Origin of the sequence: Janthinobacterium sp. OK676, assembly GCF_900103595.1 — a bacterium.
Lineage (GTDB): Bacteria > Pseudomonadota > Gammaproteobacteria > Burkholderiales > Burkholderiaceae_D > Janthinobacterium.
In genome coordinates this window covers 59,837-77,835 of the sequence record NZ_FNHA01000011.1, presented here as the reverse complement: position 1 = coordinate 77,835, position 17,999 = coordinate 59,837, and the positions used below count along the sequence as shown (strand labels likewise).

Below are 17,999 nucleotides of genomic sequence, written 5' to 3'. Positions count from 1 at the left end.
CTTTTAAAGATATATTCAATATACTACTTTAAAAGCACGATGGCGGCCATCGGCAAAAAGGACTAGACCTGGATAACGGCGGCTACTTGCCCTGCCGGTGTTCGACCGCGTACACGGCCGCCTGCACGCGGCTCGTGAGGTTGAGTTTTTTCAGCACGTTCTGCACGTGGATCTTGACCGTGCTTTCGGCCAGGTCCAGGGTGCGGGCGATGCCCTTGTTGCTCTCGCCGCGCGACAGGCAATCGATGATTTCCTTTTCACGGGGCGTGAGCTTGTCGAGTTCCGACACGGGTTCCTCGCGCCGCGTGCCCGCCTGCAGCTGGGCCACCAGCTTGCCCGTCATCGCTTCGGCGATGACGACTTCGCCGGCGGCGGCGCGGCGGATGGCGCGCACCAGGTAGTCGGCGTCGATATTCTTGATCAGGTAGCCGCAGGCGCCCGCGCGCAGTGCCGTCGCCAGGTCTTCCGCGTCTTCGGAGACGGTCAGCATGACGATGGCCGTATCGGGGCAGTCGTGCTGCATCAGCTGCAGCGCTTCCACGCCGGACATGCCGGCCATGTTCAGGTCCAGCAGCACCACGTCGGGCTGCAGCTGGATGGCACGCTTGATGCCTTCCACGCCATCGGCCGCCTCGCCCACGACGGAAAACTCCGTATGCCGCTGCAGCAGCGAGCGTATGCCGCTGCGGAACAGCGCGTGGTCGTCCACCAGCATGACGGTAATCGGTTTATCGGGTGTCTCCATTTTTTACTTTCAGGTAGTTACTCAGGCGGCGCGGCGCTGCTCGCGCGACAAATGCAGTTCGACCGTCGTGCCGCCGCCCTGGCAGGCATGCACGTCGAACGTGGCGTCGATGCGCTGCGCGCGCTCGCGCATGATGTGGATGCCGACATGGCTGTCGCCTTTTTCCAGCACGGCGCAAGCGTCGAAGCCGACGCCATTATCGCTGATCGTCAGCGTAAAATCCTGGTGATCGGCGAGGCGCACTTCGACGTGGCTGGCCTGGGCGTGCTTGCGGATGTTCGACAGCGCTTCCTGCACGATGAATAATAGCTGCAATTGCTGCTCGCGGGGGAACGGCGCGCCATCGACGTCGGCCAGCAGTTCGGCGTCGATGCCCGTCTGGCGGCGGAATTTGTCCACGGCCGCGCGCAGGGAACCGATCAAATCGTCCTCCATCAGGCGGCTGCGGAAGTTGGCCAGCAGTTCGCGCACGTCTTCGTAGCTTTCCTTCACGCCCGCATGCAGGGCCGGCACGATGCCCGCCACCTCGTCGAAACGGGCGTTGCGCACGGAGTCGTCGAGCATCTGCACTTGCAGGTTGAGGAAATTGAGGCTTTGCGCGATGCTGTCGTGCAGTCCCTGCGCCACCAGGTTGCGCTCTTCGGAAATGGCCATTTCGCGCTCGCGCGCGGCCAGGCGCAGGTTTTCCAGCGCGATGCCCAGCAGCTGGCCCAGGGTTTCCAGCAAGGCCAGCTCGCGCGCGGAAAACACGCGCGCATGGCGGAAATGCAGGTTGAAGAAGCCCAGGTGCTGTTCGTGCGCATGGATATGGAAGACGGAGACGGTGGCAAAGCCCTCGCGGTGGCAGCGCAGTTCGTGCGCCTTGTCGATGCGGCGCATGTCGTGCACCTTCGCCACCTTCATCTCGACGGCCGTGCCGCACAGGCAGTCGCCCACCTTCAGGCAGTGTTCCGACGCCACCAGTTCCTCGGACAGGCCCGTATGCACGACCATGTGCAGGTTGCCCCGCTCGGCATCGAGCACGCGCACGGTGGAGCCGTCGGCCTCGAAATAATCGACGATGCGCTGCATGAAGCCGCCGCAAATGTCTTCCAGGGGCTGCGGGCGCTGCAGGAAAGCGGCGCTTTCGTACAGCAGCGCCAGTTCGCGGTTGCGGTACTCGAGCGTGGCCGTCTTGCTGCGCACGCCCTCTTCCAGGTTGCCGTACAGCGCCTGCAGGCGGTCGGCCATCTGGTTGAAGCCGCTGGCCAGCTGGCCGAATTCGTCATTGCTCTCGACGGCCAGGCGCACGCTGAAATCGCGCTCCTTCATGCGCTGCATGCCCAGGCGCAGCCGCGTGACGGGTTCGATGATGAGCATGAACATCAGGTAGATCATGCTGACCGTGCCGATGACGGCCATGCCGACGAGGATCAGCTGCGAGGCGCGCAGCCAGAAGGTGCGCTGTTCGCTATCATGCTCGATCAGGCGCACCAGTTGATCGACCTGCCCCACGAAGGAGTCGGCGTCGCGCTCGAACTGGCGCGCGCGCGCGGTGGTATCGGCGGCCAGGGCGGACGGGCGCAAGGCGCCGCGCCAGGCCGTGCCGATGCGTTCGAATTCGGATTTGATGGCCGTGCTGGGCGGCAGGAACAGGGGGCGCTGCGGGTCGCCATGGCCGATCTTGGCCAGGGTCTCGTCGATCAGCAGCACTTGCTGGCGCGCCTGTTCGCGCGCGTCGCTGGCAAGCAGCAGGGTCAGGCGGTAGGTCTGCATGCGCAGCCGGCCCGTTTCATTGATGGCGGCAGAACTGCCTTCGAGCTGCCACGACAAAAACAGGGTGCAGCCGATGGCGCTCAGGGCCAGCACCAGCATGAGCAGCAGCGCGCCGACGATCTTGGTCGACAGCTTCTGCCAGGAGGAAAACATCGCCTTGAATTTCATACCGCCCTTGAATGTAAATGCAAACTGCCTCAGCCGCCCGTCTGCGCCATGAACCTGATAATTTTATCGGGCTGTGTATTGAAATCATGCTGCTGCGGCTTCAGTTCGATGGCGGCGCGGATCGCCGCCTCGATCTCCGCATCCGTGGCCCCGCCGCGCAGCAGGGGGCCGAGGGCGAATTTCTCTTCCTGGCCCAGGCACAAATACAGGGTACCATCGACGGACAGGCGCACGCGGTTGCAGGTGGCGCAAAAATGCTGCGACATGGGCGTAATGAAGCCGATGCTCGAGCGGCCATCGGCTGTCGCCATGTAGCGTGCCGGCCCGCCACCGAGTTCCTGCGCCTGCGGCACCAGGCCAAAGCGGGCCGCCAGGCGCTCGCGCACGGGACCGAGCGGCATGTAGCTGGCATTGCGGCCCGTACTGCCCATGGGCATGGCTTCGATCAGGCGCAGGATGAACTGCTGCTCGATGCAAAACGCCGCCATGGCCTCGATCTGGCCGTCATTGACGCCGCGCATGGCCACCATATTGATCTTGATCGGGTCGAAACCGGCCGCCTTGCCCGCCATCAGGCCATCGAGAATCGGCTGCAGGCTGTCGCGCCCCGTGATCTGCTGCATGCAGGCGCGGTCGAGCGAATCGAGGCTGACGTTGATGCGGTCCACGCCCGCCGCGCGCAAGGCCACGGCGTGCTTGCCCAGCTGGGTAGCGTTGGTCGACAGCGACAAATCCTGCAGGCCGGGCAATGCCGTCAGCCGCTGCGCCAGTTCCGGCAGATTGCGCCGCAACAGCGGTTCGCCGCCCGTCAGGCGCACGCGGCGCGTGCCGAGCCGAACGAAGATGCCCATCAGGCGCTCGATCTCGTCGAACGTCAGCCAGTCCTTCGGCTCTTCGAAACCGCGAAAGCCCTTGGGCATGCAATAACTGCAGCGCAAGTCGCAGCGGTCGGTGACGGACAGCCGCACATAATCGATCGAACGGCCAAAACGGTCCTGCAACTTGACGCTACCCATGACGCTACTCCTGTTTCTTCCGTGATTGTAAAGGCTGGGGCACGATCTGGCTGTGCCCCAGAAGGCCTAGCGGCCTACGCCTTTCGGTCTACGCATTTCTACTTACTGAACCAGCGGGCTGGCCGTGCCTTCGACGCTTGCACCTTCCAGTTTGATGCCCGCGATCTCGGCGCGCCCCACCAGCAAGTGCAGATACTGGTGCACGGCGCGCTGCCACGCCGCCCGCGACAGGCGGTCGGCGATCTGCGCCTGCACGGCCTCGTAGGCGATGGGCTGGCCTTCGACCCGGCGCAGCACTTGCACGATGTGGTAGCCGAAGCGCGTTTCCAGCAAATGCCCGGCCAGCGCGCCCGCTTCCAGGCGGAACAGCAGCGCGTCGAACTCCGGCACGCTCTGGCCCGGCGACAGCTGGCCCAGATTCCCCCCCAGGGCGCCGGACGGGCAGTTCGAATACTGCGCCGCCAGTTCGCCGAAGCGTTCGGGCGCCAGCTTCAAAGCGTCGAGCACGGCTTGCGCCGTCGTGCGCAGCAGCGCCAAAGGCGCTTCCGGCGTCACCTGGAACAGGATGTGGCGCGCCTCGACCAGCGCCCCGCTGCAAAACAGCTGCGGGCGCTGCGCATAAAAGGTGCGGCAGGCCGCATCGTCGGCGGGCGGCACGCGCACTTCCTGCGCAAACAGCGCTTCGATGCGGTCATCAATACTGTCGCCCTGCACGCCGAGGCGTTCCGCTTCGTCCAGCAGCAGCCGGCGCAGCACCAGTTCATGCACGGCCTGCTTCAAAGGATTGCCGGCGCCGTCGTGATGCGGCAGTTCCTGCGCGATGTCGGCATCGTCGATATCGATGCCATTGACGGAGATTCCCATGATGTGACTCCTTTCTTAGCGGCGGCGCACCAGTTGATAGGCGCGGCCCAGATAGCCGATGGCGCCGAAACCGCTCCACACGTGCACCAGGCGGGTGAACGGGAAGATGACGAACAGCGACATGCCCATGAACAGGTGCAGCTTGAACACCAGCGGCGCATCGACGATGAAGCTGGCGGCGTCACCGCGGAAGGTCACGATGTGCTGCGCCCAGTTCATCAGCAAGACCATCATGTGGCCATCCATGTGCGAAGCCGAGACGAAGATCGAGGACAGGCCCAGCAGCAAAGTCAGCAGGATCCACAGCATCACCAGCTTGTCGCCGGCCGTGGTGACGGCGCGCAGCCGGTCGTTACTGAAGCGGCGCACCAGCAGGATCAGGATGCCGACCAGGCACAGGCCGCCCATCACGCCGCCTGCCGCCATGGCCACGCCCTGCTTCAGGCCGTGCGACACGCCCAGGGTATCCCACACCCATACGGGGGTGAGCAAGCCGGCCGCATGGCCGAACAGCAGGCCGATGATGCCGATGTGGAACAGGATATTGCCCAGGCGCAGGCTGCCGCGGTGCAGCAGCTGGCTGGAATCGGACTTCCACGTGTATTGCTCGCGGTCGAAACGGATCAGGCTAGCCAGGAAAAAGATGGCCAGCGCGATGTATGGATAAATGCCATACACAAATTGATGCAAGTAATTACTCATGATGTACTCTCCTCATGCGGACGCGCTTCAAGCGGCGCGCCGCGGCTGCGGGTGAAAATGCACGGGATGGACGCCGCCGGCGACCTGACCCGGCGCTTGGCGCAGCAAGGGCTCGACGCCGTCCGCACCGGGACCGAAGGTTTCCAGCGCTTCATCCATGTCGCGCACCGGCGGTTCGGCCAGCATTTCCGCCGCCACGGGGCTCAAACGTTCGAGCAAGGTGAAGACGGGCGCGTACGGGCTGCCGTTGGCCGTCAGCTTGCGGCCGATGTGCGCCAGCACATGGACGGCGTCGCCCAGCAGCGGCGCCGAAACTGCCTCGTCGAGCTGCGCCAGGAACTCCAGGAACAGGGGCACGAAGTCGGGCAAGTCGTCGCCCACCATTTGCAGGCCGTGGCGCTTGTATTCCTCCATCAGGTCGACCATGGCCTGGCCCCGGTCGCGCGATTCGCCGTGGATATGCTCGAACAGATGCAGCGAGTGCGACGGATTGCGGTCGAACGTGGCCACGTACTGCTGCTGCAGGTCGATCAGGCTGCTGCTTTCCAGGTGCGCCAGCAGGGGCCGCAGCAGCGCGTGCTGCTCCGGCATGGCCGCCAGCGCGGCATCGAGCTGCGGCAGGTGCGCGATCAGCTCCGGCTCCGGATACAGCAGCAGGCGCGAGAGGATTTGGTAGTGATGCATAGCGTGTTCCATATCAGCTCCTTATGCGCCTGGCGCCGTTTTGCGCGACTTCGGCATCTGCATGAAGATGGCCGAACCGTGTTTTTTCTTGCCGAACAAGGTCGGTTCGCTGGTGCCGTCCGAGCAGCCGTTGCCGAAGCTGAAGCCGCACGAACCCTTCTCGTTGAAGCTGTCCTCGGCCATTTCCTTGTGGCTGCTGGGGATGACGAAGCGGTCTTCGTAGTTGGCGATGGCCATGATGTGGTACATGTCCTCCACCTGGGCCTTGCTCAAGCCCACCTGTTTCAGGACCGTGAGGTTTTCCACCTTTTCCACCGTCTTGCTGCGCATGTAGGCACGCATGGCCAGCATGCGATCCAGCGCCGTGACGATGGGCGGCTGGTCGCCGGCCGTCAGCAGATTGGCCAGGTACTGCACGGGAATGCGCAGGCTTTGGGTGTCCGGCAGCATGCCGTTCACGCCCAGCTTGCCCGATTCGGCGGCCGCCTGGATCGGCGACAGCGGCGGCACGTACCACACCATCGGCAAGGTGCGGTATTCGGGATGCAGCGGGAACGCCACTTTCCACTCGACGGCCATCTTGTAGACGGGCGACTTGACGGCCGCTTCCAGCCAAAGGTCGGGGATGCCCTGGCGGCGCGCCTCGGCGATGATGGCCGGGTCGTGCGGGTCGAGAAACAGGTCGAGCTGCGCCTGGTACAGGTCCTGCTCCTGCGGCACGGAGGCGGCGGCCTCGATCTTGTCGGCGTCGTACAGCAGCACGCCCAGGTAGCGGATACGGCCCACGCACGTTTCCGAGCACACGGTAGGCTGGCCAGCTTCGATGCGGGGGAAGCAGAACGTGCACTTCTCCGCCTTGCCGGACGACCAATTGTAGTAAATCTTCTTGTACGGGCAACCGGAGATGCACATGCGCCAGCCGCGGCACTTGTCCTGGTCGATCAGCACGATGCCGTCGTCTTCGCGCTTGTACACGGAGCCGGACGGGCAAGACGCCACGCACGTCGGGTTCAGGCAATGCTCGCACAGGCGCGGCAAGTACATCATGAAGGTGTTTTCGAAGGTGCCGTACATCTCCTTCTGCATGTTGTCGAACAGCTTATCCTTGCTGCGCTGGGCAAACTCGCCGCCCAGGTCATCTTCCCAGTTCGGACCCCACTCGATTTTTTCCATCTTTTTCCCCGTCAGCACGGAGATCGGACGGGCCGTCGGCGGCGTCTGCGACAGCGGCGCGCTTTGCAGGTGCTCGTAGTCGTAGGTGAACGGCTCGTAGTACTCGTCGATGGCGGGCAGGTTCGGGTTGGCGAAGATATTCGCCAGGATTTTCAAACGGCTGCCCTGGCGCGGCTCGATCTTGCCCGCATCCGTGCGGCGCCAGCCGCCGTTCCACTTGTCCTGGTTTTCCCACTGTTTCGGATAGCCGATGCCGGGCTTGGTTTCCACGTTGTTGAACCACGCGTACTCGACGCCGTCGCGGCTGGTCCATACGTTCTTGCAGGTGACGGAACAGGTGTGGCAGCCGATGCACTTGTCCAGGTTCAGCACCATGCCGATTTGCGCTCTGATTTTCATACTATGCTCCTTGTTCCTGCAACGGGCCTTCGAGCCAGTCGACCTTGTTCATCTTGCGCACCAATACGAATTCATCGCGGTTGGAGCCCACCGTGCCGTAGTAATTGAAGCCGTACGCCAGCTGGGCGTAGCCGCCGATCATGTGCGTCGGCTTGGGCACGGCCCGCGTCACCGAGTTATGGATGCCGCCCCGCTTGCCCGTCATCTCCGCGCCGGGCACGTTGATGATCTTTTCCTGGGCGTGGTACATCATCGTCATGCCGGCCGGGATGCGCTGGCTGACGATGGCGCGCGCCGTCAGGCTGCCGTTCACGTTGAAGACTTCGATCCAGTCGTTGTCGACGATGCCGGCAGCTTGCGCGTCCGTCTCCGACAGCCACACGTGCGGTCCGCCGCGCGACAATGTCAGCATGCGCAGGTTGTCCGAATACGTGGAGTGGATGCCCCACTTCTGGTGCGGCGTCAAAAAGTTCAGCGCCAGTTCCTTGTTGCCGTTCGGCTTGGTGCCCAGCAGCGCTTCCGTCGTCTTCGTGTTAATCGCCGGCTTGTAGACGCACAGTCCCTCGCCGAAATCGCGCATCCACAGGTGATCCTGGTAGAACTGCTGGCGGCCCGTCAGGGTGCGCCAGGGGATCAGTTCATGCACGTTGGTATAGCCGGCCGTGTAGCTGACTTCTTCGCTTTCCAGGCCAGACCAGGTGGGCGAGGAAATGATCTTGCGTGGCTGCGCCTGCACGTCGCGGAAGCGGATGCTGTCATGCTCGCGCGGCAGCGCCAGGTGCGTATGGTCGCGTCCCGTGATGGAGGACAGCGCGGCCCAGGCTTTCACGGCCACGTGGCCATTCGTTTCCGGCGCCAGCGACAAAATCATCTCGGCCGCATCGATGGCCGTGTCGAGGCGCGGCTGGCCCTGCGACACGCCTTCGTCCAGTACCGTGCGGTTGATGCCGCGCAGGACGTCGACTTCATGGCCCGTTTTCCAGGAAATGCCCTTGCCGCCATTGCCGATGGTTTCCAGCAGCGGGCCGATCGAGGTGAACTTCTTGTAGACGTCGCGGTAATTGCGCTCGACCACCGTCATGTTCGGCATGGTCTTGCCGGGAATGGCTTCGCATTCGCCGGCGCGCCAATCCTTGGGATCGAAAGGCTGGCCCAGTTCGCCCGGCGTGTCGTGCATCAGCGGCGTGAGGATGATGTCTTGCTGGGTGCCCAGCAGCTCGCCGCCGATTTCCGAGAATTTCTCGGCCAGGCCCTTGTAGATTTCCCAGTCCGACTTCGATTGCCACAGCGGCTGCACGGCTTCGGACAGCGGGTGGATGAACGGATGCATGTCCGACGTATTCAGATCGTCTTTTTCATACCAGGTGGCCGTCGGCAGCACCACGTCGCCGTACAGGCAGGTGGTCGACATGCGGAAGTCCAGCACCACGAGCAAATCGAGCTTGCCTTCGACGGCCGGGCGCACTTTCACCTGTTTCGGCGTGAGGCAGTCTTCTTCGTCGCTGAGCAAGCCGTTTTGCGTGCCCAGCAGGTATTTCAGGAAGTACTCGTGGCCCTTGCCCGAGCTACCCAGGATATTCGAGCGCCAGACGAACATATTGCGCGGGAAGTTGGCCGGATTGTCCGGATCGTCGCACGAGAACTGCAGCTGGCCCGCCTTGATCTGGTCGAGTGCATACGCGGCCGGCTTCTGGCCTGCGGCGGCGGCGGCCTTGGCCACTTCCAGCGGATTCGTTTGCAGCTGCGGCGCCGATGGCAGCCAGCCCATGCGCTCGGCCTTGGCGTTGTAGTCGAGCAGGGTCAGGTCGCCCGTGCCGCCGGCCGCCGATGGCGAAGCGATGTCGCCCGTTTCCAGCTTTTCGTGGCGCCACTGGCTCGTGTGGGCATAGAAGAACGAGGTGCCGTTCATCTGGCGCATCGGACGTACCCAGTCCTGGGCGAAGGCCAATGGCGTCCAGCCCGTTTGCGGACGCAGTTTTTCCTGGCCCACGTAATGGGCCCAGCCGCCGCCGGACTGGCCGATACAGCCGCACATCATCAGCATGTTGATGATGCCGCGGTAGGTCATGTCCATGTGGTACCAGTGATTCAGGCCGGCGCCCACGATGACCATGCTCTTGCCGCGCGTCTGGTCCGCGTTTTCCGCGAACTGGCGCGCCACGGTGATGACGTCGGCGCGCTTGACGCCCGTGTGCTTTTCCTGCCATGCGGGAGTGTACGGCACGTCGTCGTCATAGCTTTCCGCCACGTTCTCGCCGCCCAGGCCGCGGTCGATGCCGTAGTTGGCCAGGGTCAGGTCGAACACGGTGGTGACGAGGCCCGTCGTGCCGTCGGCCAGGCGGATGGTTTTCACCGGCACCTTGCGCAGCAGCATGTCGGACGCGTCCTTGCCGCCGAAGTAGGCAAAGCCCACTTCCGTGACGGCGTCGCTGTCGTTGATCATGGAGAGCATCGGCACGATGGGCGCGCCGCTGCCGCCCGCTTTTTGCTCCAGATTCCACTTGCCCGATTCGCCCCAGCGGAAGCCGATGGAGCCGGCTGGCGCCGTGATGGCACCCGTGGTCTCGTCGATGACGAGGGTCTTCCATTCCGGGTTGTTGGTTTCGTCGAGGTTGTTGTCCAGGTGCGAAGCGCGCAGGAAGTAGTCGGGCACCAGGGTGCCGTTGTGCTCCTTGAGCAGCACCAGCATGGGGAAGTCCGTGTACTGGCGCGCATAGTCGCGGAAGTAGGCGCTCTGCCCCTCCGAGTGGAACTCCTTGAGGATGACGTGGCCCATGGCCAGCGCCAGCGCGGCGTCCGTGCCCTGCTTCGGCGCCAGCCAGATGTCGCCGAACTTCACCATTTCGCCGTAATCGGGCGAGATGGCGACGGTTTTCGTGCCCTTGTAGCGCACTTCCGTGTAGAAGTGGGCGTCCGGCGTGCGCGTCATCGGCACGTTCGAGCCCCACACCATCAGATAGGTCGAGTTGTACCAGTCGGCCGATTCCGGCACGTCCGTCTGTTCGCCCCACACTTGCGGGCTGGCTGGCGGCAAGTCGCAGTACCAGTCGTAGAAGCTCAGGGCCACGCCGCCGATCAGCGACAGGTAGCGCGTGCCGGAAGCATAGCTGACCATGGACATGGCGGGAATCGGCGAGAAGCCGACGATGCGGTCCGGGCCGTATTTCTTGATCGTCAGCGCATTCGCGGCGGCGATGATTTCATTCGATTCCTCCCACGTGGCGCGCACGAAGCCGCCCAGGCCGCGGATGGATTTGTACTGCTGCGAGCGCACGGGGTCCTGGCTGATCCAGTCCCAGGCCGTGACGGGGTCCATGGTCTTGCGCGCTTCGCGCCACATTTCCATCAGGCGGCCGCGCACCATCGGGTATTTCACGCGCTGGGCCGAATACACGTACCAGGAATAGCTGGCGCCGCGCGGGCAGCCGCGCGGTTCATGGTTGGGCAGGTCGGGCCGCGTGCGCGGATAATCGGTTTGCTGGGTTTCCCAGGTGATCAGGCCATTCTTGACGTACACCTTCCAGCTGCACGAGCCGGTACAGTTCACGCCATGCGTGGAACGCACGATCTTGTCGTGCTGCCAGCGCTGGCGATAGGCGTTTTCCCAGGTACGGTCTTCATCGACCACGGTGCCATGGCCGTTTGAAAACGGCTCGGCGGGCTTGCTAAAAAATTTCAGGCGGTCCAGAAAGTGACTCATGCTACCTCCACAGTGCGCCGCCGACAGCGGCGCCAGGTCTTAAAAAACGCTGCAAGCAGATTGGCTCAAGCGTCGATACAAACAGTCTATCGATGCCCCCTGCGCGGCGGTATTGGCAAGAAGTCGGTTTCCGGCACCAGGAATGCATAGGCGGCTAGTCACTATTGCCTATGGGCGGCGCGGCGCAGCTGCGGTATACCTGTCGCCATCGTTCAATCAGGAGAAAACCATGAGCATTACCGATTACGCCAGCCTGCTGCGCAGCGCCCGCAACCAGGAGCAGCCGCAACGCCTGCTGTTCACCTTTACCCAGGCACAGGCCCAGCCCGGCGGCCAGGGCAAGTCGCTCACGCCCGTGATGTGCGCCGACAAGCTGCCCGAGGAACTGGACAGCTTCGAGACGTTGAAGGAAGAGTCGAAACAGATGCAGACGCACTGGGACGTGGTCTTCGTGGCGGGACTGGCGGGTCGCGAGGGCCAGCCGCCCGCCGCGCAGGAATGCGAAGCACCGCTGCGCGCCATGGTGACGGCCATCGAGCAAGGCCGCATCGACAGCCTGCTGGCGTTTGACCGCAGCGGGGATTTGTTACGTTTTAGTTGACGGAACTTGTCGGATGACGGCCTGCGGCCTAATCCGACCTACGTGATTGATGTAGAGCAAGGTAGGTCGGATTAGCGTAGCGTAATCCGACACCTTGTTGGCCGCACGTTTCGGATTATGTGCCCGCATCCGGCCAAGGGCGCTCATGCAAATGACGCGCCCTTTCTATTGGACACACGAGGGGCAAAAACTGCTGCTGGCGCGCCGAATACGCCATCAGCGCCCCGCTGTCGATGTCGAAATACCATCCATGCAATTTCAACACACCCTGCTCCACCCGGCGCTTGAGCCACGGGTAGGTGAGCAGATTGTCCAGCGACTGCAATATGCTGGCCAGTTCGCACGCGTGGTGCTGTTCCGCCGACGAGCGGTGCGCCAGCTCGCGCCGCACTCTTTGCGCCACCGGTTCGGCGATGCGCATCCACTGTCCCACGAAGTCCGTTTCCTGCCCCTCCGCGCGCGGCTGCGGTTCCAGCAGCGCGCGGATGCCGCCGCAGCGCGCATGTCCGAGCACGATGACCCTCGCCACTTCGAGCTTGCAGACGGCGAACTCGATGGCCGAACTGACGCCGGGTGGCGCCTCGGGGGTGCACGGCGGCACGAGGTTGGCGATATTGCGCACGACGAACATGTCGCCCGGGTCGCTGCCCGTCAGCAGCATGGGGTCGACCCTTGAATCGCAGCAGCCGATGAGCAGGGTCGAGGGCCGCTGCCCGTCGCGCAGGCTGTCGTACAAGGTTTGCGGCTCGCTGAAATACTGCTGTTGAAACAGGCTGAAGCCGTTGACGAATTTTTCCAGTTCTTCCATGACTACCTCTTACTGTGTTCAACGCCGGGCAAGCAGAACTCGCCCGGCGTTCTGACGCTGACTAGCAAGGCATAGGCGCGTTCTTGCGCGCATAGCACCACCAGGTGATCGCGATGCAGCTGACATAAAAGCCGATGAAGCACCACAGGGCCGCGTCGGGGCTGCCCGTCAGCGCAATCGAGGTGCCATAGCTTTTCGGGATGAAAAAGGCGCCGTAGGCCGCCACGGCCGAGGTGAAGCCCAGGACGGCGGCGCCTTCCTTGTTGGCGTCGACGATGGCTTGCTCCTGCGCCGCCTTGCCCTTGCCGGCCGCAGCGCGCTGGTGTTCGGTCAGGAAGATCACGGGGATCATGCGGAAGGTCGACGCGTTGCCGATGCCCGTGCCGGCGAACAGCAGCATGAACATCCAGAAGAAGCCATTGAAACTGCCACCCACTCCGCCTTGCGGCATGAAGTACAGCACGCCCAGCACGGCGGCTATCATCAGCAGGAAGGACCACAGGGTGACGCGGGCGCCGCCCAGTTTGTCGGAAATCACGCCGCCGGCGACGCGCGCCAGCGCGCCGACCAATGGTCCCAGGAAGGCGTAATCGAGCGGGTTCACGTCGGGGAACTGGATCTTGATCAGCAGCGGAAACGCGGCCGAATAACCGATGAAGGAGCCGAAGGTGCCCGTGTACAGCCAGCACATGAGCCAGTTGTGCTTGCGCTTGAAGATCACGGCCTGCTCGGAAAACGACGCCTTGGCCGATGCCAGGTCATTCATGCCGAACCAGGCCAGCAAGGTCGACAGCGCGATGAACGGCACCCAGATGAAGCCCGCGTTTTGCAGCCACATCTCCTTGCTTACGCCATTCTTGACCCAGGTGAGCGAATCGCCACCCCAGGCGCCGAAGACGGCAAACGTGATCACCAGCGGCACGACGAACTGCACCACCGACACGCCCAGGTTGCCCAGGCCCGCATTCATGCCCAGTGCGAAACCCTTGCTTGCCTTCGGATAGAAAAAGCTGATGTTGGCCATCGATGAAGCGAAATTGCCGCCGCCGAAGCCGCACAGCAGGGCCAGGATCAGCATGGTCGGGTAGCCCGTGTTCACGTCCTGCACGGCCAGGCCGATGCCGATGGCGGGAATCAGGAGCGAACCCGTGGAAATGGCCGTCCAGCGGCGCCCGCCGAAGATCGGCACCATGAACGAATAAAAGATGCGCAAGGTGGCGCCGGACAGGCCCGGCAAGGCCGTCAGCCAGAACAGCTGGTTGTTACTGTAGGTGAAGCCGATGTTGGGCAGGTTGACCACCACCACGCTCCACACCATCCACACGGCGAATGCCAGCAGCAGCGCGGGGATCGAGATCCACAGATTGCGCGCGGCCGTGGCCTTGCCCGTGTTTTGCCAGAAGCTCGGGGTTTCCGGCTCCCACGTATTGATCATGTAGCGGCTCATGCTTTAGCTCCTGCGAGTTGGTTGGTAGGTGCCGCGCGCAGCGGCTTGAACGAGAAATGCATCCAGACGAGGGAGACGCAGACGGTGCCGTACAGGAGCATGAAGGAGCTCGAACGCACGCCCGTGAAGTCCACCAGGGCGCCGAACATCACGGGCAGGATGAAGCCGCCCAAGCCGCCGGCCAGGCCGACCACGCCCGAGACGGCGCCGATGTTGTCGGAAAAATCATCGCCGATGAACTTGAAGACGGACGCCTTGCCCACGGCCATGGCGATGCCGACGATGAACAGCAGCACGGTGAACCACAGCGGCGACAGGCCGATATGGAAGGCCAGCGGACCGGTGACGGTTTCCACGACCATCTGTGTTTGCGGATACGACAGGAGGAAGAAGCACACCCAGCACACCCACATCACGGCCCAGGTGACTTTCGCCGCGCCGTATTTGTCGGAGATCCAGCCGCCCATGGCGCGCAGCACGCCGCCCGGCAGCGAGAAGCAGGCGGCCAGCAGCGCCGCGTGTTTCAAATCAAAACCGTATTCGGCCACGTAATACTTCGTCATCCACAGCGCCAGCGCCACGTAGCCGCCGAACACCACCGAGTAGTACTGGCAGTAGCGCCACACGCGCGGGTCCTTCAGCACCTTCATCTGCGCGCTGAAGCTTTCGCCCGATGGCGCCAGATGCGATTTGTCCGTGTACGAAAACAGCCAGAAGATGATGGCCGTGGCCAGCATGGCTACCGCATACACCTTGGGCAGCATCTGCCAGCCGAAGGCGGCGACGATGCCGGGGGCGACGAACTTGGTCAGCGCGGAACCGGAGTTGCCGGCGCCGAAGATGCCCATGGCCAGGCCGCGGCGCTCCTTTTCATACCAGCGCGCCACGTAGGGCGTGCCGACGGAAAACGAGCCGCCCGCCAGGCCCACGAACATGCCCAGCACGAGGAAATGCCAATAGGCGGTGGCGTAGGAGATCAGGTAGATCGGCAGCACGCTGGCCAGCATCAGCCAAAAGAACACGCGGCGTCCGCCGTATTTGTCCGTCCAGATGCCCAAGGGCACGCGCACGAGGGAACCCGTCAGCACGGGCATGGCGGCCAGCAGGCCGAATTGTGTTTCAGTCAAGCCCAGGCTGCTCTTGATGGGGATGCCCAGTACGGCAAACATCATCCATACGGCGAAGCAGATGGTAAATGCGAAGGTGCTGCTGATCAGCACGGACGCCTGCTTGCGCCGCATGCCGGGTTCGACTGCCTTGTTACTACTGTTGTTCTTAGTGCCATCTAGGGTAGCCACGATGTTTCTCCATGAATGCACTGGCCGTCTGGCCAGCCGTCCCGACCAGCTTACGTGGCGGAGTCGAAAGGCACTATCGGCCACAGGGTGATTCTGGAAAGGCAATCTGGATAGCCGCATCGGCAAAAGTGACTAGATGACGTGGCATATGCCTAGCCTGGATGGCGGGTGTTTTACAAACGCATGTATTTTTGGCACACTCGGCGCCTGGAGAAAAGGAGCGGCATGCAAGACATTCACGAAGCAGACGGGATCATCACGCGCGCGGCGCTGCCGGGCGACGTGGACGCCATGCTGGCCTGCGATGCGTATGCGCAGGCGCACCCCAGCCGGGGCGAGGCCGTGCGAGCCGCCGTCGGCCAGGGGCACTGCCAGGTGGCCATCCGGGCCGGCCAGGTGGCAGGCTATGTCCTCACGCGCGACGATTTTTTCGATTACGGCTTTGTCTCGCTGGTGGTGGTCGCTCCCGCCCACCAGCGGCGCGGCGTGGGCGTGCACCTGCTGGCGGCAGCCGAAGCCGCGTGCACGACGGTGAAGCTTTTCACCTCGACGAACCAGTCCAACGGCGCCGCGCAACGGCTGTTCGCCAGCGCGGGCTTTGTGCGCAGCGGCCAGATCGACCATCTCGACGAGGGAGACCCGGAGCTCGTGTACATGAAATGGTGCCGCTGATTGCGCGTCCTTCCGACGGCGTATGGCGCGGCGCGCCAAAGGCGGCTATGCTGGCGCCACTTTGACTAACGACCGCAGGGACATATGGACTATCTGAGCCTCAAGCATTTCCACATGGGCTGCGCCGCCGCCAGCGGTTGCCTTTTCCTCTTGCGCGGCGCGTGGATGCTGCGCGCCTCGCCCGCCCTGCAGCAGCGCTGGGTCAAAGTGCTGCCGCACCTGGTCGACACGGCCTTGCTGGCCAGCGCCATCACCCTGGCCGTATGGAGCGGCCAGTCGCCCGGCAGCCAGCCCTGGCTGGCCGCCAAGCTGTGCGCGCTGGTGGCCTACATCGTGCTGGGCACCATCGCCCTGAAACGGGGCAAGACGCCAGCCGTGCGCGGCACCGCCTTCGCGCTCGCCGTGCTGGTCTTCGCCTACATCGTCGCCGTAGCCGTGACCAAACAGGCCTGGCCGCTCTGATGCAGCAAAAAATGTAGCGCAGGGTCGCGCCTGCAGTACAGAGTGACGCGTGCGCGGCGCGACCTGCAGGTGCTTATTTGGCGCGGTTTCTTTCCTGAATTTCCTTGCCAAGGGCGTCCTCTAGCCACCATTCACGCACCTCGAGCGCCTTGTTCTCGATGCTGGCATTGGCCAGCAAGGGATTTTTCTTCAGGTATGCGATATCTTCCTCGAAATTGTCGTGTATCGAAGCCACTTGCAGGAAACGGTTGGCATCCAGACGTCCCAGGTAGATGACCTTGCCAGCAACGACGTCAAACTCGATCGGCTTCGGCGACGATTCGGAGTACCTGGACCTGAATCCATAGTCAAGCAGCCAGATGATGACGCTGTAGCGTCCCGGCGTCAGCTGCAGCGCAAAGGTGCTGCCCTTGCCCGTAGGTACTTTTGGCAAGACATTCTGCAAGGCGACCTGGCCGGCGGGAGCATGGCTGGATAACCACAGACTTTTGCCCTCGAGGGCGGCAGGGTCGCTGCTGACGATGCCGAACCTGGCGCCATGCGCCTCGAAGACGGAGCTCTCGAACACGGTGCCGACGACAACGCCCTTGGCAAGATCGGGTGTCGTGTAGGTAAACGCAGGCGCGCTATTGCGGCCGGTGACACAGGCCGACAACAGCGCAGGCAGCAAGACGGCGCACGCCAGCGCGCGCAGCATGGTGGTTCGGACAAACATGGATGATCCTGAATAAAATGAAGAAATGGGTCACAAGTGATGGGCAAAGGGCAAAGGACGGCAAGCGCGCCTGTGCCTGCATGAGTCCAGATAAATATTGCTAATTGGAAATATTTTCAGTGTATCCGTCTGGCACGAAAATGTCTAGTTGACAAGTAGTCAAAGGACGCCATACGACTTCTGCGGAACGCGGCAAGCTGCACGGCAATGATAGTATTGGCCACTTCATCGACAAGGCAGCCACCGTGGCCGTGCTGCTCCCCTGAAAGGCAACCATGCTCTTATCCGAACTATTGACCAAGCTGACCTGCGGTGATCTGGAAGGCGAGGAACTCGACGACGCCGTCGCCGCCATCACCGAAGCTCCCTCCGCGCCGCGCGAGGAATGGGTCGACAGCGATGCGCAAGCCTACGCGCTGGAACTCCTCTCGCAGCTGGGCGGCCATATGGCGTCGAGCGACAAGATCGATGAATTGCACGAACAGATACAGGACATGTTCGACGAATTCCCCGACTTCCCGTACGCACTGCTCAAGGAAAGCGGCGGCAGCGTGCTGCCCTATTTCGAGTGGCTGGATACGGAACTGGCGCAGCGCGCCGTGGAAGAAGGCGGCTATGACCTGATCCAGATCGACGGCAACGGCTCCGACGAAATGGATGCGCTGATCGTCTACCGGCGCGACACAGACGACATCATCCAGGCGGCGGCATTGATGGGCGTGACGATAGGCCGGCCGCTCACCTACTATCGCGGCATCGATGCGATGGTAGGCAAGCGGCCAGGGTAAGA

At 63.1% G+C, this 17,999-nt stretch carries 16 protein-coding genes; 4 read left to right on the top strand and 12 right to left on the bottom strand.

Annotation, left to right across the window (positions count from 1 at the left end):
* Positions 1-82 precede the first annotated feature (82 nt).
* The 8 genes from BLU39_RS20545 to BLU39_RS20510 form a co-directional block, all read right to left on the bottom strand.
* Positions 83-745, bottom strand: coding sequence for a response regulator (locus tag BLU39_RS20545; protein WP_086147379.1), 663 nt, complete (start codon positions 743-745; stop codon positions 83-85).
* 21 nt (positions 746-766) lie between these two features.
* Entirely contained in the window at positions 767-2,653 is a 1,887-nt protein-coding gene (locus tag BLU39_RS20540) for a type IV pili methyl-accepting chemotaxis transducer N-terminal domain-containing protein (protein WP_232731060.1), read from the bottom strand.
* A gap of 44 nt (positions 2,654-2,697) precedes the next feature.
* Positions 2,698-3,684 carry a GTP 3',8-cyclase MoaA gene (gene moaA, locus BLU39_RS20535; RefSeq protein WP_092716334.1) on the bottom strand — a complete coding sequence of 329 codons (987 nt, stop codon included), beginning with the start codon at positions 3,682-3,684 and terminating at the stop codon, positions 2,698-2,700.
* A 102-nt stretch (positions 3,685-3,786) separates the two neighbouring features.
* The gene (locus tag BLU39_RS20530; protein WP_092716332.1) at positions 3,787-4,548 is read right to left on the bottom strand and encodes a peptidylprolyl isomerase; all 762 of its coding nucleotides are present in this window, start codon (positions 4,546-4,548) and stop codon (positions 3,787-3,789) included.
* A 15-nt stretch (positions 4,549-4,563) separates the two neighbouring features.
* Entirely contained in the window at positions 4,564-5,250 is a 687-nt protein-coding gene (gene narI, locus BLU39_RS20525) for a respiratory nitrate reductase subunit gamma (protein ID WP_092716330.1), read from the bottom strand.
* A gap of 27 nt (positions 5,251-5,277) precedes the next feature.
* Positions 5,278-5,946 carry a nitrate reductase molybdenum cofactor assembly chaperone gene (narJ, locus tag BLU39_RS20520; RefSeq protein WP_254789025.1) on the bottom strand — a complete coding sequence of 223 codons (669 nt, stop codon included), beginning with the start codon at positions 5,944-5,946 and terminating at the stop codon, positions 5,278-5,280.
* 9 nt (positions 5,947-5,955) lie between these two features.
* Positions 5,956-7,506, bottom strand: coding sequence for a nitrate reductase subunit beta (gene narH / locus BLU39_RS20515; protein ID WP_034751243.1), 1,551 nt, complete (start codon positions 7,504-7,506; stop codon positions 5,956-5,958).
* A gap of 1 nt (position 7,507) precedes the next feature.
* Positions 7,508-11,206 (bottom strand): nitrate reductase subunit alpha, encoded by a 3,699-nt coding sequence (locus tag BLU39_RS20510; RefSeq protein WP_092716326.1) that lies wholly within the window; start codon positions 11,204-11,206, stop codon positions 7,508-7,510.
* 229 nt (positions 11,207-11,435) lie between these two features.
* Between BLU39_RS20510 and BLU39_RS20505 the strand changes: the two genes are divergently transcribed.
* Complete coding sequence (locus BLU39_RS20505) at positions 11,436-11,807, top strand: ribonucleotide reductase subunit alpha (protein ID WP_092716324.1); 372 nt, start codon at positions 11,436-11,438, stop codon at positions 11,805-11,807.
* Positions 11,808-11,922: 115 nt separating this feature from the next.
* Here the strand turns inward: BLU39_RS20505 and BLU39_RS20500 are convergent, their stop codons facing one another.
* From BLU39_RS20500 to BLU39_RS20490, 3 genes are all read right to left on the bottom strand, one after another.
* On the bottom strand, positions 11,923-12,615 hold the full coding sequence (locus BLU39_RS20500) for a carbonic anhydrase (RefSeq protein WP_092716322.1): 693 nt from the start codon (positions 12,613-12,615) through the stop codon (positions 11,923-11,925).
* A gap of 61 nt (positions 12,616-12,676) precedes the next feature.
* Positions 12,677-14,062, bottom strand: a complete 1,386-nt coding sequence (locus tag BLU39_RS20495) for a NarK family nitrate/nitrite MFS transporter (RefSeq protein ID WP_092716320.1) — start codon at positions 14,060-14,062, stop codon at positions 12,677-12,679.
* Positions 14,059-15,303, bottom strand: a complete 1,245-nt coding sequence (locus tag BLU39_RS20490; protein ID WP_092716318.1) for an MFS transporter — start codon at positions 15,301-15,303, stop codon at positions 14,059-14,061. Before BLU39_RS20490 ends, BLU39_RS20495 begins: the two co-directional genes overlap by 4 nt.
* A gap of 282 nt (positions 15,304-15,585) precedes the next feature.
* Here BLU39_RS20490 and BLU39_RS20485 point away from each other — a divergent pair, with 282 nt between their 5' ends.
* Together BLU39_RS20485 and BLU39_RS20480 are read left to right on the top strand one after the other, a co-directional pair.
* Entirely contained in the window at positions 15,586-16,032 is a 447-nt protein-coding gene (locus tag BLU39_RS20485; protein ID WP_092716315.1) for a GNAT family N-acetyltransferase, read from the top strand.
* A gap of 84 nt (positions 16,033-16,116) precedes the next feature.
* Positions 16,117-16,494: a SirB2 family protein gene (locus BLU39_RS20480; protein ID WP_092716313.1), complete on the top strand. Its 378-nt coding sequence runs from the start codon at positions 16,117-16,119 to the stop codon at positions 16,492-16,494.
* A 73-nt stretch (positions 16,495-16,567) separates the two neighbouring features.
* Here BLU39_RS20480 and BLU39_RS20475 read toward each other — a convergent pair whose 3' ends face one another.
* Complete coding sequence (locus BLU39_RS20475; protein ID WP_139143519.1) at positions 16,568-17,209, bottom strand: hypothetical protein; 642 nt, start codon at positions 17,207-17,209, stop codon at positions 16,568-16,570.
* A 275-nt stretch (positions 17,210-17,484) separates the two neighbouring features.
* Between BLU39_RS20475 and BLU39_RS20470 the strand changes: the two genes are divergently transcribed.
* Positions 17,485-17,997, top strand: coding sequence for a hypothetical protein (locus tag BLU39_RS20470; RefSeq protein WP_139143520.1), 513 nt, complete (start codon positions 17,485-17,487; stop codon positions 17,995-17,997).
* Positions 17,998-17,999: the final 2 nt, after the last annotated feature.

What these genes read in the sequence shown, in the direction of transcription:
- BLU39_RS20545 (WP_086147379.1), bottom strand. Translation starts at nt 745, where the DNA reads ATGGAGACACCCGATAAACCGATTACCGTCATGCTGGTGGACGACCAC.
- BLU39_RS20540 (WP_232731060.1), bottom strand. Translation starts at nt 2,653, where the DNA reads ATGTTTTCCTCCTGGCAGAAGCTGTCGACCAAGATCGTCGGCGCGCTG.
- moaA (WP_092716334.1), bottom strand. Translation starts at nt 3,684, where the DNA reads ATGGGTAGCGTCAAGTTGCAGGACCGTTTTGGCCGTTCGATCGATTAT.
- BLU39_RS20530 (WP_092716332.1), bottom strand. Translation starts at nt 4,548, where the DNA reads ATGGGAATCTCCGTCAATGGCATCGATATCGACGATGCCGACATCGCG.
- narI (WP_092716330.1), bottom strand. Translation starts at nt 5,250, where the DNA reads ATGAGTAATTACTTGCATCAATTTGTGTATGGCATTTATCCATACATC.
- narJ (WP_254789025.1), bottom strand. Translation starts at nt 5,946, where the DNA reads ATGGAACACGCTATGCATCACTACCAAATCCTCTCGCGCCTGCTGCTG.
- narH (WP_034751243.1), bottom strand. Translation starts at nt 7,506, where the DNA reads ATGAAAATCAGAGCGCAAATCGGCATGGTGCTGAACCTGGACAAGTGC.
- BLU39_RS20510 (WP_092716326.1), bottom strand. Translation starts at nt 11,206, where the DNA reads ATGAGTCACTTTCTGGACCGCCTGAAATTTTTTAGCAAGCCCGCCGAG.
- BLU39_RS20505 (WP_092716324.1), top strand. Translation starts at nt 11,436, where the DNA reads ATGAGCATTACCGATTACGCCAGCCTGCTGCGCAGCGCCCGCAACCAG.
- BLU39_RS20500 (WP_092716322.1), bottom strand. Translation starts at nt 12,615, where the DNA reads ATGGAAGAACTGGAAAAATTCGTCAACGGCTTCAGCCTGTTTCAACAG.
- BLU39_RS20495 (WP_092716320.1), bottom strand. Translation starts at nt 14,062, where the DNA reads ATGAGCCGCTACATGATCAATACGTGGGAGCCGGAAACCCCGAGCTTC.
- BLU39_RS20490 (WP_092716318.1), bottom strand. Translation starts at nt 15,303, where the DNA reads ATGCGGCGCAAGCAGGCGTCCGTGCTGATCAGCAGCACCTTCGCATTT.
- BLU39_RS20485 (WP_092716315.1), top strand. Translation starts at nt 15,586, where the DNA reads ATGCAAGACATTCACGAAGCAGACGGGATCATCACGCGCGCGGCGCTG.
- BLU39_RS20480 (WP_092716313.1), top strand. Translation starts at nt 16,117, where the DNA reads ATGGACTATCTGAGCCTCAAGCATTTCCACATGGGCTGCGCCGCCGCC.
- BLU39_RS20475 (WP_139143519.1), bottom strand. Translation starts at nt 17,209, where the DNA reads ATGTTTGTCCGAACCACCATGCTGCGCGCGCTGGCGTGCGCCGTCTTG.
- BLU39_RS20470 (WP_139143520.1), top strand. Translation starts at nt 17,485, where the DNA reads ATGCTCTTATCCGAACTATTGACCAAGCTGACCTGCGGTGATCTGGAA.